At 38.5% G+C, this 14,092-nt stretch carries 14 protein-coding genes; 9 read left to right on the top strand and 5 right to left on the bottom strand.

The window, feature by feature from the left end; genetic code table 11:
• The first annotated feature begins 274 nt into the window (after nucleotides 1-274).
• A complete protein-coding gene (locus I2F31_RS05530; protein ID WP_195768536.1) occupies nucleotides 275-445 on the top strand; it encodes a hypothetical protein in 171 nt (56 codons plus the stop codon).
• 274 nt (nucleotides 446-719) lie between these two features.
• On the opposite strand, the gene I2F31_RS05525 is transcribed toward I2F31_RS05530, so the two are convergent.
• The 4 genes from I2F31_RS05525 to I2F31_RS05510 are packed head-to-tail and all read right to left on the bottom strand — an operon-like array spanning nucleotide 720 to nucleotide 7,315.
• On the bottom strand, nucleotides 720-3,977 hold the full coding sequence (locus tag I2F31_RS05525; protein ID WP_195773555.1) for a type I restriction endonuclease subunit R: 3,258 nt from the start codon (nucleotides 3,975-3,977) through the stop codon (nucleotides 720-722).
• A gap of 18 nt (nucleotides 3,978-3,995) precedes the next feature.
• Complete coding sequence (locus tag I2F31_RS05520; RefSeq protein WP_195773554.1) at nucleotides 3,996-4,541, bottom strand: DUF2939 domain-containing protein; 546 nt, start codon at nucleotides 4,539-4,541, stop codon at nucleotides 3,996-3,998.
• A gap of 60 nt (nucleotides 4,542-4,601) precedes the next feature.
• Nucleotides 4,602-5,768: a restriction endonuclease subunit S gene (locus I2F31_RS05515; RefSeq protein ID WP_195773553.1), complete on the bottom strand. Its 1,167-nt coding sequence runs from the start codon at nucleotides 5,766-5,768 to the stop codon at nucleotides 4,602-4,604.
• The gene (locus I2F31_RS05510; RefSeq protein ID WP_195768532.1) at nucleotides 5,765-7,315 is read right to left on the bottom strand and encodes a type I restriction-modification system subunit M; all 1,551 of its coding nucleotides are present in this window, start codon (nucleotides 7,313-7,315) and stop codon (nucleotides 5,765-5,767) included. Before I2F31_RS05510 ends, I2F31_RS05515 begins: the two co-directional genes overlap by 4 nt.
• A gap of 175 nt (nucleotides 7,316-7,490) precedes the next feature.
• On the opposite strand from I2F31_RS05510, the gene I2F31_RS05505 reads away from it, so the two are divergent.
• The 5 genes from I2F31_RS05505 to I2F31_RS05485 all read left to right on the top strand — a co-directional run bounded on the left by I2F31_RS05505 (nucleotide 7,491) and on the right by I2F31_RS05485 (nucleotide 9,326).
• The gene (locus tag I2F31_RS05505) at nucleotides 7,491-7,805 is read left to right on the top strand and encodes a hypothetical protein (RefSeq protein WP_195768531.1); all 315 of its coding nucleotides are present in this window, start codon (nucleotides 7,491-7,493) and stop codon (nucleotides 7,803-7,805) included.
• An 87-nt stretch (nucleotides 7,806-7,892) separates the two neighbouring features.
• Nucleotides 7,893-8,051, top strand: a complete 159-nt coding sequence (locus I2F31_RS05500) for a hypothetical protein (protein ID WP_195773552.1) — start codon at nucleotides 7,893-7,895, stop codon at nucleotides 8,049-8,051.
• Nucleotides 8,052-8,134: 83 nt separating this feature from the next.
• Nucleotides 8,135-8,671 carry a hypothetical protein gene (locus I2F31_RS05495; protein ID WP_195773551.1) on the top strand — a complete coding sequence of 179 codons (537 nt, stop codon included), beginning with the start codon at nucleotides 8,135-8,137 and terminating at the stop codon, nucleotides 8,669-8,671.
• Nucleotides 8,646-9,020, top strand: coding sequence for a hypothetical protein (locus I2F31_RS05490; protein ID WP_195773550.1), 375 nt, complete (start codon nucleotides 8,646-8,648; stop codon nucleotides 9,018-9,020). Before I2F31_RS05495 ends, I2F31_RS05490 begins: the two co-directional genes overlap by 26 nt.
• Before the next feature lie 27 nt (nucleotides 9,021-9,047).
• Nucleotides 9,048-9,326, top strand: coding sequence for a hypothetical protein (locus I2F31_RS05485; protein ID WP_195773549.1), 279 nt, complete (start codon nucleotides 9,048-9,050; stop codon nucleotides 9,324-9,326).
• A gap of 113 nt (nucleotides 9,327-9,439) precedes the next feature.
• Here the strand turns inward: I2F31_RS05485 and I2F31_RS05480 are convergent, their stop codons facing one another.
• Nucleotides 9,440-9,910, bottom strand: coding sequence for a winged helix-turn-helix domain-containing protein (locus tag I2F31_RS05480; protein ID WP_195768526.1), 471 nt, complete (start codon nucleotides 9,908-9,910; stop codon nucleotides 9,440-9,442).
• Between the two features lie 348 nt (nucleotides 9,911-10,258).
• Between I2F31_RS05480 and I2F31_RS13430 the strand changes: the two genes are divergently transcribed.
• The 3 genes from I2F31_RS13430 to I2F31_RS05470 all read left to right on the top strand — a co-directional run bounded on the left by I2F31_RS13430 (nucleotide 10,259) and on the right by I2F31_RS05470 (nucleotide 13,797).
• Nucleotides 10,259-10,720 (top strand): integrase arm-type DNA-binding domain-containing protein, encoded by a 462-nt coding sequence (locus I2F31_RS13430; RefSeq protein ID WP_323127561.1) that lies wholly within the window; start codon nucleotides 10,259-10,261, stop codon nucleotides 10,718-10,720.
• 102 nt (nucleotides 10,721-10,822) lie between these two features.
• Nucleotides 10,823-11,410 carry a tyrosine-type recombinase/integrase gene (locus I2F31_RS13425; protein WP_323127560.1) on the top strand — a complete coding sequence of 196 codons (588 nt, stop codon included), beginning with the start codon at nucleotides 10,823-10,825 and terminating at the stop codon, nucleotides 11,408-11,410.
• 68 nt (nucleotides 11,411-11,478) lie between these two features.
• The gene (locus I2F31_RS05470; RefSeq protein WP_195773548.1) at nucleotides 11,479-13,797 is read left to right on the top strand and encodes a DEAD/DEAH box helicase; all 2,319 of its coding nucleotides are present in this window, start codon (nucleotides 11,479-11,481) and stop codon (nucleotides 13,795-13,797) included.
• The last annotated feature ends 295 nt before the right edge of the window (nucleotides 13,798-14,092 follow it).

Genomic DNA, 14,092 nt, shown 5'->3' with positions numbered 1-14,092 from the left:
GGTTAGAGCAGCGGACTCATAATCCGTTGGTCCCGTGTTCGAGTCACGGTGGGCCCACCATTTATTAAACCTCGTAACTGATTGAGTTATGAGGTTTTTTAGTCTCTAAATCTCCAGTTTTTATGCTTTTTTCACGGACCGTAAAGTGGTCCATCTTACAAAAGATCCGTTGGTCTATTCTATGTAAGCAAATCCATCTAATTTTCAGTGGCTTCAAACTTTCAAAGATAAGTTTGTACTTTACAGTATTGCATTAGTTTTGATTTTAACTAATATGGACTACACATCCATATTAGTTAAAAGAAAAAGAAAAATGCCATCTCCAAAAGATACTAAAGGACCTATAGTTAAGACTGGACCAACAGCAGGAGAAAATCGCTCTCGTAACGAAGATGGTCAATGGCGTAAAAAACGCTCTGATGCAGGCAAAAAAAGAGATAAATGACTGAGAATCCCATATAACTAAACAAAACTCCCTCATTTTTCTTGTAATTTATGCTTCATACAACTTTTCGAGTTCATTTAAGTCGTGAAGACTCACAACTAAAACTCTGATCGACTGCGATGAAGTCGAAATTTTGTGGACGGGGTGTTTTTCATAAAATTGGCAATGAGCATATTCCCCTGTAAGTCGTGGGGAGAATACTTTTTTGAGGGGGAGTTTTGCTAAAACCAAACACTTTTCTTGGGTAAACCCTTGAGCGGACGCTGCTGTCTATTCAAGGGCGAATGTTGTTGAGTTCAGCCAGTAACTCTGCTTGTTCAAGCACTGTTTCTGTCGCCAATAGAGCCATATCAGGTGGATAGCCGTATTTCTTCAGTAGCCTTTTCACAACCACTCTAATTTTTGCCCGTGCAGCCTCTTTGACTGTCCAATCTAGTGTGACATTCTTTCGAATAGACTCTGTGAGCACGACTGCAAGTTCACGGAGTATATCTTGTTGCATGAGTTCTTTTGCACTTTCATTACTTGCAACAGCCGAGTAAAAGGCGAACTCATACTCTGTTAGATCGAGTTCTTCAGCCAGTTTGTCAGACTCTTGAATATCTTTTGCAAGTTTAATCAATTCATCAATCACTTCTGCTGCAGTCAGAATTTTATTTTGATAGCCTTTGATGGATGATGACAGGATTTCCATGAGCTTTTTACCTTCTGTCACACTGCGTTGACCACGCACTTTAATTTCATCGGTCAGTAGTTTTTTCAGTGTTTCAAGGGCGATATTCTTATGTTGATAGTCCTTCATTTCTTGCATGAAGCTTTCAGACAGAATAGAAATATCAGGTTTTTGGATACCTGCTGCATCGAAAATATCAACCACTTGCTCTGTAACCAATGCTTGATCAATGGTTTGTTTCACTCTCGCTACAAGTTTCTTTGTCTTCTCGTTATCACTTGTTTGGTCTGTCGCCTCAGAAAATTTGACCAAACGAGCTTTCACAGCTTGAAAGAACGATACTTCAGGTGCTGCTTCCATTGCGATTGGATGCGGTGATGCCAATGCAAAGGCTTGTGACATGGCAGAAACAGCCGTAAGAAAGCGTGTTTTCCCTTGGCCCTGATCTATGCCTAAGATATGGTTTTCTGCTTCTAAAATAATATTTAGTTTTCTTGAGGTGGCAGCAGTGAAGTAGGCTTTGTAATCATAGCCATGCATGATGCCATCGAGTACTTCTAATTTTTCTTGTAGTAAACTGACAGCCTCTTCTTGCACTTGAGCAGGATCACCTTTCCCGCCTGCATCTGAGTAGAAAGACAAGGCTTCTTTTAGATCTGATGCAATGCCCAAGTAATCAACCACCAAACCACCAATTTTATCTTTGTAGACACGGTTCACACGAGCAATGGCTTGCATGAGGTTGTGTCCTTTCATGGGTTTGTCAATATACAACGTATGCATACTTGGTGAGTCAAACCCTGTCAGCCACATGTCACGCACAATGACCAGTTTTAATTTGTCATCTTCGTCTTTCATGCGTTGTGCCAAAATTTTACGCTTGGCTTTGGTTGTGTGATGCTTACTAATTTCTGGGCCATCAGAGGCAGAAGATGTCATCACCACTTTAATCACACCATCATGTAAATCATCACTGTGCCATTCAGGTTTTATTTTTATAATTTCATTGTAGAGGTCAACTGCAATACGCCTAGACATGCTCACAATCATGCCTTTACCTTGTTGAGCATTGGCAACCAGACGTTGTTCAAAATGTGTGACTATATCCTGAGCAATGGCTTTGACACGCTCTTTGTGACCAATCAAACTTTCGAATCTTGCCCATTTTGCACGTTCTTTTTGTGTTTGTGTGAGCTCATCTTCGCTGAATTGCTTATCAAAGGCTTTGATAAGTTCTTTGCCTTCATCACTAATTTGAATTTTAGCCAATCGGCTTTCATAGAAAATACGGACGGTTGCACCATCTTCTACCGCTTGAGAAATATCGTAAATATCAACGTAGTGACCAAATACAGCAGGGGTATTCACATCTGTTTTTTCAATAGGTGTGCCTGTAAACCCAAGATAGGTTGCATGTGGCAGTGCATCACGCATATATTTTGCAAAACCATAAACAGTACGTTTACCCGATACATTCCCATCTTCGTCTTTGAAATCGACTTCTTTGGCACTGAATCCATATTGTGAACGGTGTGCCTCATCTGCAATGACCACAATATTGGTACGGTTTGAAAGCTCTTCGTAGATATTGCTTCCATCATTCGGCTGGAACTTTTGAATGGTGGTGAAAATGACACCACCTGATGATACTTTTAGGTATTCTTTGAGTTCTTCTCTGTTGTTGGCTTGCTTAGGTGTTTGTCTAAGTAGTTGTGTTGCACCGCTGAATGTTGCAAAGAGTTGATCATCTAAATCATTACGATCTGTAATGACCACAATAGTTGGGTTATCGAGTGCAAGGACAATTTTTCCTGTGTAAAACACCATAGACAGTGATTTGCCTGAGCCTTGCGTATGCCAAACTACACCTGCTTTTCTATCGCCAAGTTGTTGTTGTGGCACAAGCTCTGAGGGTTTACGCCCTTGTTGTTGTAAAGCTGTTTCTGATGATGCGATGCTCGCTGAGGGTGTATTTACATTAGATGCACGAATGGTTGAGATCACCGCAGCATTTACTGCATAGTATTGATGATAGGCTGCAATTTTTTTGATGCTTTTGATGCTAATGATACCGTCTTTATCTTCAGACTTTGTATCTTCAAAGACAATGAAACTGCGTACCATATCGAGCAAGGTCGTTGGATTGAGTAATCCTGCAATCAGTACTTCAAGCTGTGCTTGGGTTTGACTAGCTTTGTCTTTACCATTACTGGTTTTCCATGCCATATAACGGCTAATATCTGCTGAAATTGAGCCGACTTTTGCCTCAAGACCATCTGAAATGATATTGAATGCATTGTATGTGAAAAGGCTTGGAATTTCTGCTTGATAGGTTTGTATTTGATTGAATGCACCTTCAACAGTTGCGTTTTCACTGGTCGCATTTTTAAGTTCAATCACTACCAAGGGCAGTCCATTAATGTATAGAATAATATCAGGACGTCTTTCTTTGCGGTTTTCTTTAATGGTGATTTGGTTTACTACCCAAAAGGTATTGTTTTTGGGCGAATCAAAATCAATGAGCCAAGCAAGCTCACCTTGTGTTTGTCCATTTTTACTTACTTCAACAGATATACCTTCAGTGAGTAAACGATGAAAGGCTTTGTTGTTGGCGGTTAAATCAGGCGAGCTAATATGCATGACTTGTTTGAGGGCTTCTTCGCATTTGTCTTGCGGTAGGTGTGGATTGAGTTTTTGTAATGCCTCTCTGACTTGATTTTCTAAGATGACCTGTTTGTATGTGCGTAATGGGTGTGCTGATTTTGCTTCAATGTCAGGCCCATATACATAGTCATAGCCCTGTGCTTCGAGTAGTTCAATTGCCATGAGTTCGATATCTGATTCGGTCATCTTAGTCATATTGTCTTTTGAATCCTGTTATTTCTTATCCATAGGAATATTGATTTTTGCGACTTTCCAACTCAAGCCATCACGCTCTAGTATTGCAGTCACAGTTTGGTCTTTTTCCTCTGTGGCAATGCTTACTTCAAACTGATTCATTGACAAATAACGAGTTGAGTATTCTTTAGAGGATGCATTACTTGATGAATTGTCTGTTTGATCTGTTTTATGATCATCCAAACTGACATTCGGTTTTTTACCTTGCATCATGAGTGTAATACCTTCAGGTGTCACAGCCATATCTACCACTTTTTCAACCATTGTCATGGCAAACATACTACCCAATGCTTCCATACCATCATTACTTTTTGAGGCACTCATTTGCTTCATCAGGTAGCCATTCATTTGGTCTTTGAGGTTTTGGCGTACACTTGCAAAGTCAATATATGTAGAAACTTTGTTGCTGTCATTTTCTTGTACGGCTGTTTTTAAGTTGTTGAGCATAATATATGGCGATGCATACAAATAGACTGCAACAAGTAAGACAATAGCAACAATGGCACTGAGTATTTTTTTATTCATCTGATTTTTCTCAAAATGTAAAGGTCGTATGCCATTAAAACAATAGCATACAATGATGTATTAGTATTGCACTCGAACTTCTCCACTCATGAGCTTGGGTAGTAAGGTGTCACGGAGTTTTTCGAGGGTTTGGATTTGGTTGTAATTTGATTCTATTTTATAAAAATAACCAGATACAATAAGATCAAAATTATATAAGACATCTTCCTTTGGCAAAGGTACTTCAATTTTTGAAAAATTACTTGTATTTAAGTTAAGTGTTGCAGTTCCTCCACTAGCTAGATTTTGTAGTTCTTCATATCTAGATTTCATAGTAAGATACAAATAAAATTTATGTTTTTTGTTAAATGGAATAATTGAATTAATTTGTTGGTTTGTGTGCATTGCTTTTGCAGTGATAGATACTAGCCCTACCGTAGCAATACAGCTAACACATATACTACCTTCAGGAATGAGTTTTTTTATTTGACTATCAGAGCCTTTTAAAGATAGTTGATCCTCTGTTTTAGTCACAAATACCTTTCCGTGCATATCAGGAATCTTTAAAAAAGGAATATCTATTCCAAAAAATAATGCATTTTTTTTAGAAGGCGTTTTCCCACAAACTATTTCTCCAAGTTTACTAAGATTTATTTGCTCCCAATCCTCTTTCGCTTCCTCAACAAACCACTGCTGAAACAGTGTTTCTGCCATTGCTTCCAAGGTTTTGTTTTGGCGGTGAAGCAGGTCTATTTTATCATCGAGTGATGACAGCACAGAAGCAATGGCTTTTTGTTCGGGGAGTGGGGGGATATTAAATTCATGATTTATAACTACATCAGTTTGTACTCTTTGACGACCTGAACTACCTGTCATTGATGCAATAGCAACATCTCTAAATAGATCAGATCTAGCAAAATAATATAAGAACTCCTTATCAGTGTGCGTAGGTTTTTCTCTTAGTACTATGTATTCTGTCGAGCCAAATGCTATTTCATCATTACTTAAGTTTGAAATATAGCATGTTTTTCCATTCTCAAGACAAGGAGTAATACGTGCAACTAATGTATCGCCATTTCTAAATTTGGTACCGCCATTATAAGCTTCGACATCATGTCCAATAGGGTTCTTAGTAAAAGGCTGCAAATATTCCATACCTACTTTCTTAGCAATCATGCCCTTAGCTAAAGATTCTTTTGGATTTATAAAACATACACTTCCAAGAGTTACTAATTTCCACTCACTCATACCACCACCTTTGCTAAATTCTCAGCAATGGCTTTGTTCAATTCTGCTTCTTCTGCAAGTTGTGCTTCAAACTCTGCTTTTAGGCTAGTAAATCGCTCTTTGAAATCAAACTCTTCTTCATCATCTGCCAAGCCTACATAACGCCCAGGTGTGAGTACATAGTCAAGCTCTGCCACTTTTTCTATCGGTGCAGAGGCACAAAACCCTGCCACATCTTCATATTGCCCGTCTTTATTTCGCCAGTTGTGGTAGGTATCTGTAATAAGCTTGAGGTCATCTTCAGACAATACTTTGGTTCGACGGTTAATTAAATGCCCAAGGTTGCGTGCATCAATAAATAAAATCTCATTGCTTCGGTCTTGGTAGGTTTTGGTATTTGTACGGTCACGACGCATAAACCACAAAGCCGCAGGAATTTGTGTATTCAAAAATAGTTTTGCAGGTAAATTGACAATACAGTCAATCACATTTGCATCTGCGACCAATGCTTTACGAATATCACCTTCGCCACTGGTTTTAGACGTCAATGCACCTTTAGCTAAAACCACACCTGCTTGACCCTGTGGTGACATGTGATATAAGAAGTGTTGCATCCATGCAAAGTTGGCATTGCCTGTAGGTGGTGTGCCAAGTTGCCAGCGTGCATCACCTCGTAGTTGCTCACCGCTCCAGTCCGACACATTGAACGGTGGGTTGGCAATAATAAAGTCTGCTTTGACATCTTTGTGTGCATCATTCAAAAAAGAACCTTCAGAGTTCCACTTTACATGCTCTGAGTTAATCCCACGAATGGCAAGGTTCATTTTTGCCAGTCGCCATGTGGTTTGGTTACTCTCTTGGCCGTAAATAGAAATATCGTCTATACGTCCTTGGTGTGATTCAACAAATTTTTCCGATTGAACAAACATACCGCCCGAACCACAGCATGGATCAAATACTCGACCTTGATACGGTTCAAGCATAGAAACCAATAATGAAACAATGGATTTTGGCGTATAGAATTGTCCACCTTGTTTGCCTTCTGCCAGTGCAAACTCACCCAAGAAATACTCAAACACATGACCGAGTACATCAGCAGAGCGTGATTTGGCATCACCCAATGCAATATTACCAATCATGTCAATGAGTTCACCCAGACTGGTTGGGTCGAGGTTTTGTCTTGCATAGACTTTGGGTAAAACGCCTTTGAGCTCTGGGTTTTCTGTTTCAATCAGTTCCATTGCAGTATCAACACTAACACCGATTGTTGGTTGTTTTGCTTGTTCTAATAGATATGACCAACGTGCATGTTCAGGCACGAAGAACACATTGTACGCAGTGTATTCATCACGGTCTTCTGGGTCTGCACCTGCAAACTCACCTTCGCCTTCAACCAATAGGTTGTAGTGCACCTCAAAAGAATCACTAATATATTTTAGAAAAATAAGGCCAAGCACTACATGCTTGTATTCAGCAGCATCAATATTTTTGCGGAGTTTGTCTGCTGTTTTCCAAAGTACAACCTCTAATGGCTCTTGTTTAGCTTCTTTCTTGGGTGAGCGTGCCATGTGTATCCCTTTTGCGACATAAAAATGTATTTTAGATTGATGAATTATAACTAATTTAAATGGTGGGTGTTAGATGCATAGAAAGTTTTGCGTCATTTTGTGACGCAATGATTTGCTGTCGTTCGACTTCTTGTTAGTATTGACCTACAACAACTTTACCTCAAGAAGAAATCATATGAAAAAATCAACAGCAGTGGCAAGTGCGGGTGTATTGGCGACAGGTGGTGTTGCAGGAACAACAGCAACAGCAGTGGTTGGTGGTTCTGGTGCAACTATTATGGCAGCAACGGCAGGAACAACAGGTGCAACACTTGCTGCTTCGGCTGGACTTGCTGGCACAGCGGGTGGTGCTGCAACTGCTTCTGGTATGGCTGCAATCGGTAGCGTAGTTGGTGGTGGTATGGCTGCTGGTGCAGTCATCACTGCTGCTGCACCTATTGCAGCAGTCGCTGCCATTGGTTATGGCTTATTCAAGTTATTTGAGGATTGATTTATTTGCAATAGATGGTCAAGCCGTAAAGAAAGGTGTTTCAAATAGATATTATTTCTATGAACAAACAACCAAGGTGTTTAAATCATGACCAAATATTATCCAGAGCTAGACCATGTATCAGAGGTTTTAGAATGTATCCCACATCCAAAAACAGATGCGATTGCAAAAGCCATTCGAACCTGTAATGACGATGAAGTAGAAACCATCAAAAAAGTATGTTCAATCCTCAAAGTGATTCTCTAATCTAAACGCTTCAAATATCTATGATCCCCATACGCCTTGTTGGTGTATGGGGATTTTTTATATCTATTGAAAAGGAATATCTCATGCAACCACAACCACGTGTATTTGACAAAGTTGGTTTTAAAGTCATTCAAACCAATACCTGTAACAAACTGTCTGATCGTGCTCAAGGTCAACTGCACTATCAAATTTGGTACAACGAAGATCAAAAGCAATTTGGCTTGAGTATCTTGAAAAATGAATCTTCAGGAGGCTTTAGTGCTGAACTCATTCAAGTAGAAGACATTATTCAATCATTGCAACAACTGCACAAAGAAGCAAAGCCCTTTCATGCTACAGCTTTTAAATCATTATTTATTGGAAAGTCTGTCAATAACCATTGTTTCTTAGCCGCCATTTTAGTGCATCAAAATATCGTTACTCCACACCCTGAAACAGCACGACTGCTTGAAGTGCATTCAGATTTTGAGCTCTGGAGTTTAACCCTTGAAGGTCTACTGGTTGAGTCGGTTGATTCAGATAGAAAATCAAAGAAACGTCAAGGCAAAGTGACAATGTCAGACCCCAAAGAAATCGTAGTGAAGGAGAGTGTAGATGAAGTACATCCGATCAAAAGCTGATCTCAAGTTACTGCCAAAATCAGACATCAGTGTCGCTATTTTAGCAACTATGAAAAGCCTTGAACACAGTTGCCAAGAACCTTACCAAGCCACCTTACATGGGTGGTTTATTATTTGTGAGCAAGAAAATGACCTGTCTGTAGACTTCCCTCACCTTACATTCAGTTTAAAAGACAAGCTTGATCTTGGCGAAGTGGAATATGTAGACAAAAAGCCTGATTGGTACGAGGTGTATATCATGCTCAATGACAATGAAGGTGTTTTGGTTTTCGTACCTAAAATGATTCTAGAGCAATATCAACTCAAAGCACATCAACAAGCAAAAAACAGTCCGACCCACCACAACTAAATATCAAACACCATTTGGAGTGAAACAATGACAAGGCACAGACTATTCGCTTTGGGCGAAATTGTGGCGACAGCAAACGTGCTGACCTATGCCAATCAACACGGGTTAGACCTGCTTAAACTGCTCAATCGTCATCAACATGGCGATTGGGGAGATTTATGTGATGAAGACAAAGCATCTAATGAAGCTGCATTGACTCAACCATTGCGTATTCTTTCAAGTTACCTAGAACACGGTGAAAAGGTCTGGATTATTACTGAAGCTGACCGATCAATGACCACCATTTTACTTGCTCAAGATTATTAAACTACCACGTACCGTAAAATAGACCGCAAAAGAAAATACATTTTGCGGTTTTTTCATATCTTTTCATACCCAACATGACTTGATGAGAATGGTAGATGAGGTGTCTTACGTTCTTAGAGTCCGTTGAGTTTAGATGCTCTCTTTTTCTTAGTGAAAAAACCAACTTTCGGTTTTTTACGAGAACGAGTCATGAAAATAGGAAGTCGATGAATTGAATCTGATCTATCCAACCGAGCTCGACTCGCTGAAAAGTATCGACTGAATGTCCGTTTTGAAATGAACGTTGCATGTGGATATTGATATTTGAACTCAGGGTTTTGAAAGTAAATGATGAACTTTTGAAAAAGGTCACTTGTACTTGAAAATCCACCTGTATTTAGAACCTCCAGCAAGAATTGATCAAAGACAATGGCAGGTAAGAAAATATTTCTATGTGTAGCTGTCGATGACAATACACCACATTTATATTCTTTGATTCTTCGATAAGCAGTCGCAATCGAAATATTGCATTTGTAACTCAGCATCTTTGCAGAAGTTTCAGGATTCTTAGTCAAGATTTCCAAAACTATTTCTTTTTCCTGCATTAATTTCTCTTCTTTTGCTTAAAAAAAGAACGATTGATTGGTTTTTTTCATCAGCAGATTAGCATGTATTTTTTCGATGAGGTAGCGGATTCTCTCCACGAAAATTAGGAGAACATTTAGGAAAGTACGATTAATAAGGACGTATTTTGATAAAAAATAATATTATAAATCAATTTTTTAAAAAATTAATTGTGTATTTTTGAAAATTTGATTATTCACATCAATGCTGTCAAATTAATTTCAAGTTCTAAAATTTTCTATTCAACGGGCAGTCAACATGAACGTCAACACAAGAAACTGTTTCAAAAAACATCAGTCTAATTTAGCAATCACTACTCAGGAGGAACTATGGCTTCTCAGACCATGGATAAATACACATTACCTGCAGGTAAATCAAAGCATGAGTTTAGTGTGCCTCATGTCAAGGGACTTCGGGTTTGCGTTTCCACAAAAAACAAAACCTTCATGCAGAGATATACCTTTGCAGGCAAAAAGCACTGTGTTGTCTTAGGTAGATATCCTGATATGGATTTGATTGAAGCAATCTCAAAGGTTCAAGCAAATGACCAAAAGATTGCTCAGGGTATCAATCCAAATCAGTCCAAAGAGGAAGGTCATTCACAAGATGTTCTATTTCGACACTTTACCCAGAATATTTATTTGCCTGCGGTGAAGCCACATAAAAAATCATATAGCGATGATGAATCACGTATTCGCATCCATTTGATTCCAGTATTAGGAAAGAAAAAATTATCTGATATCACATCAGCAGAGCTTAGCCAGCTTCTAGCCAACAAACAACAGGAGTAAAAATTAAGTAATGCCACAGTCAATAGAATTCGAGCTTTGCTGTCGAGTATTTTTAACTTAGCAATAGATCATGACTTGATTCTCATCAACCCAGTGAGTCGAGTGAAAAAATTCAAAGAGAACAATCAAATTGAACGTTATCTGACAGAAGGTGAACTCAAAAGGTTGGTTGATGTCTTAACCCAACCCAGTCAGTTTGATATCCAGAATCTGAGAATTGTATCCATTGTAAAGTTTCTATTGCTGACTGGCGTCAGAAAACGTGAAGCCATGGATATACAGTGGTCGGATGTAAACTTGGCAACTGGAGAATGGTTACTCAAACAAAATAAGTCAGGCAAAGCAAGACGTATTTCACTGAGTAAAGATGCACTAGGTATTTTGCAGCGACTCCCCAAGATAGGTACATATATTTTTGCCAATCCACTCACCCAAAAACCATATGCGGATATTCGAAAAACCTTTGAAAAAATCATGAAAGCTGCTGATATCGATCAAATCAGAATACATGACCTACGGCATAACTTTGCAAGTCTTGCAGTCAATAGTGGTGAATCACTCTATGTTGTACAGCGGCTTTTAGGTCATGCATCCCCTCAAACAACGCAAAGGTATGCACACTTACAACAAAGTACGCTACGTGATGCCAGTGAAAAAATTGCTCATGTGATTTCATCACAAGCGACCTAAATCTCAAAACACCCTTCAAACTATGAATAGCAGAGAATTGGAATATATTCTCTGCTAGGGAGACTATTGTGGAAAATCAGCAAAAACAACGAGTAGACAAGACATATTCTTTACCTGAAGGATGCTATCTGACAGATCTAAAAATGACCCCACTTGCAGAAAACATATCACTTGTGATTGCACCAACAGGCATTGGGAAAACAACATGGACGATGAAAAAACTGAGAAAAGAGTTCCCAATTGTTTGGATGCTTGTACCTTCTGTACTTAAAGTACAAGAACTTGAAACAGAGTGGAAAAGCTATAGTTTCAAAAAGAAAAAGAGGTATCGCTTTTTTTCTGAAAACAAGCTGCCAAATAGCGATGACTTGAGCACCTTCAATGGTGTGATTGTATCTACATATGACAAGTTCGAAAGAATTCATTATGCATTGAGCAATGTACAAAAACAGCAAAGTCTTTTGGTGTTAGATGAATGTCATAAGCTTTATTCTGTTGGTTCATTTAGAGACTCTGCATTGACACCGATTATTCATGCATTGCAAAAAAGAGTGTATAAAAATGTCTTGGCTTTGACGGCAACGTTTACATTTGATCGCTGGCGTGTGTTAGATATTCCAATAGATATCAAACACACTGTGTCCAAAGTAAATCCAAAGTCGGTAGATTTGACTATACAGTATCTATCTAAGGGAGATCAGTATAGTTTTATTCATAAACTCGTTGCTCGGATTGATCAATTGAAACTGAAGAATCAGCAGAGTAAAAAAATAATTGTGCGTGTCAACAATCGAAAAAGATGTGAGGGTTTGGCCGAGTATCTGAATCAATTTCATGGTGTGAATAGTCTAGTGGTTCACAGTCGTAATAAGAATGAAGCTGATGTGCAAGACATATTCGACGCACAAAAAATACCTAAGCATATCCAAGTGGTGATTACGACCTCAATTTTAGATGAAGCAGTCAATATCAATAATTCGACAGAAGAAATTGACTCAGTATTTATTGTTGGAAAGACTGCACACCCTGAGGAAATAATTCAATTCATTGGACGGTTGCGCTATGCCAAAGTACCTTGTTTTTTAATTCTACATACTGCGATATCAAACAAAAAAATTGATGTAGAAAAAGAACATGCAGCGTTCCAAAAAAAGATTGAACTGTTTTGTGAGAAAATTTCAAAGATTGCAGAGATGTTGACTAATATTATGCAAGACTGTTCAGACCTTGCTGTTTTTGACAATGAGGTTGTTGTTAGCCTGCATGAAAAAGCAAAAAAATTGAATGCCGTTTTTGAAGAAATCTGTGGGTGTAAACTATTTGTTGCACATGCTCGAAAAGTTCTTCGTAACTATGCAAGCATTGCAGCAGTTAACTATCGAACAGATACATCTTTATGCTATGGAAATATTCACTATTTGAAACATAGACTGCAACAATTGAAACCTGAGCTATGCGTGGATTTTCAAGAGGATTCACATACAGTGACCTCTCAAGAAGTCATTGACTTTTTCAAAGCTGAACAAACTCTAACCCAAGAGCAATACCAAAAGAGTATTTATAATGGGATGGAAATTTTCTTGAATGACTATAGTAAAAATGAGTTCAAGGAGAGGATTGAAGAGAAAGAAAAATTAGATAAGCAGAGGGGAAAGAAAAAGCAAAAAATATCCAAAACCTATGAGCTTGCGGTCATCGCAGACGTTCATTCAGAAAAGTTAAAAAATGATCCTGAATTTTTGCACAATCAAGCGATGTTTAGGCGCTATCAATATCCAGAAGCATGTGCAGAGGCTACTCAACACATCATTCATTTGGCAAAGTATATCAGTAGTATCAAAGACATCATTTCTATTTTGAACAGTCAGTCATATGATCGTGTTTCAGCAGTTGTATATGGGTATGAAAACAACTTGATCGTACAATATCTGATGAAAAGATTCTACAGGTATGGACCTGAAAAATATTTGACTGGCAGTAAAGAAATCAATGAAAAAGAGGCTCAGAACCTAGTAAAAGATGCACTGGTTTACCTACACAAAAATTTGAATATCCCAATGAAATCCATTGCAGCAGGAAAATTAGTAAAAGGTCTGAGTTTTGACTCAAAGACAGATACCTTTTCAATTCTAGGAAGCAAGGCGTTCAACTTCATCAGTAAATATTTTGAGGTAAAAGACATCAACCGAAAAAAGCCACAGATGCGTAGACTACAATTCCATGGTATTGAAATCGGAGGCTACAAGTATAACTTTCTTGATCATATTCATCGTCCAAGCATGAGTCATCCAACCTCAGAGAAAGTTGTAATCAATGGCTTCAAATATGATAACTTTTCAGGGAAAGCCTACTCCAAAGCAAAGAAGGCTTCACTAGATAATATCTAGGCATAGATCAATGTATGAATGTGATATTGCAAAAGACCATTTGCGGTCCAAACATTGAGGTGTAAAGCAGAGCGGTCTTTTGCGGTCCATCAAAAACTTGTTAGATTTCTGCGGTCTATTTTTGCGGTACCGTTGCGGTTTGGGGTCTATCTGCGGTCTTTGACCCCCAAGCTGTAAAAATTATGACTTATTTTTCTTATACTTATCAAACTTCTCAATTTATATTTTTTCATGACCATAGCAAGAAAACATTTCTTTTCAAACACTTATATGTAAGATTGCGGCTTCATTGATT

The organism is Acinetobacter rathckeae (assembly GCF_015627125.1).
GTDB lineage: Bacteria > Pseudomonadota > Gammaproteobacteria > Pseudomonadales > Moraxellaceae > Acinetobacter > Acinetobacter rathckeae.
This window is presented reverse-complemented; position numbering and strand designations above follow the sequence as displayed.

Excerpts from the sequence above, each read along its gene's own strand:
- I2F31_RS05515 (WP_195773553.1), bottom strand. The coding sequence starts at position 5,768 with ATGAGTGAGTGGAAATTAGTAACTCTTGGAAGTGTATGTTTTATAAAT.
- I2F31_RS05490 (WP_195773550.1), top strand. The coding sequence starts at position 8,646 with ATGAAGTACATCCGATCAAAAGCTGATCTCAAGTTACTGCCAAAATCA.
- I2F31_RS05525 (WP_195773555.1), bottom strand. The coding sequence starts at position 3,977 with ATGACTAAGATGACCGAATCAGATATCGAACTCATGGCAATTGAACTA.
- I2F31_RS05520 (WP_195773554.1), bottom strand. The coding sequence starts at position 4,541 with ATGAATAAAAAAATACTCAGTGCCATTGTTGCTATTGTCTTACTTGTT.
- I2F31_RS05495 (WP_195773551.1), top strand. The coding sequence starts at position 8,135 with ATGCAACCACAACCACGTGTATTTGACAAAGTTGGTTTTAAAGTCATT.
- I2F31_RS13430 (WP_323127561.1), top strand. The coding sequence starts at position 10,259 with ATGGCTTCTCAGACCATGGATAAATACACATTACCTGCAGGTAAATCA.
- I2F31_RS05500 (WP_195773552.1), top strand. The coding sequence starts at position 7,893 with ATGACCAAATATTATCCAGAGCTAGACCATGTATCAGAGGTTTTAGAA.
- I2F31_RS05510 (WP_195768532.1), bottom strand. The coding sequence starts at position 7,315 with ATGGCACGCTCACCCAAGAAAGAAGCTAAACAAGAGCCATTAGAGGTT.
- I2F31_RS05505 (WP_195768531.1), top strand. The coding sequence starts at position 7,491 with ATGAAAAAATCAACAGCAGTGGCAAGTGCGGGTGTATTGGCGACAGGT.
- I2F31_RS05480 (WP_195768526.1), bottom strand. The coding sequence starts at position 9,910 with ATGCAGGAAAAAGAAATAGTTTTGGAAATCTTGACTAAGAATCCTGAA.
- I2F31_RS05530 (WP_195768536.1), top strand. The coding sequence starts at position 275 with ATGGACTACACATCCATATTAGTTAAAAGAAAAAGAAAAATGCCATCT.
- I2F31_RS05485 (WP_195773549.1), top strand. The coding sequence starts at position 9,048 with ATGACAAGGCACAGACTATTCGCTTTGGGCGAAATTGTGGCGACAGCA.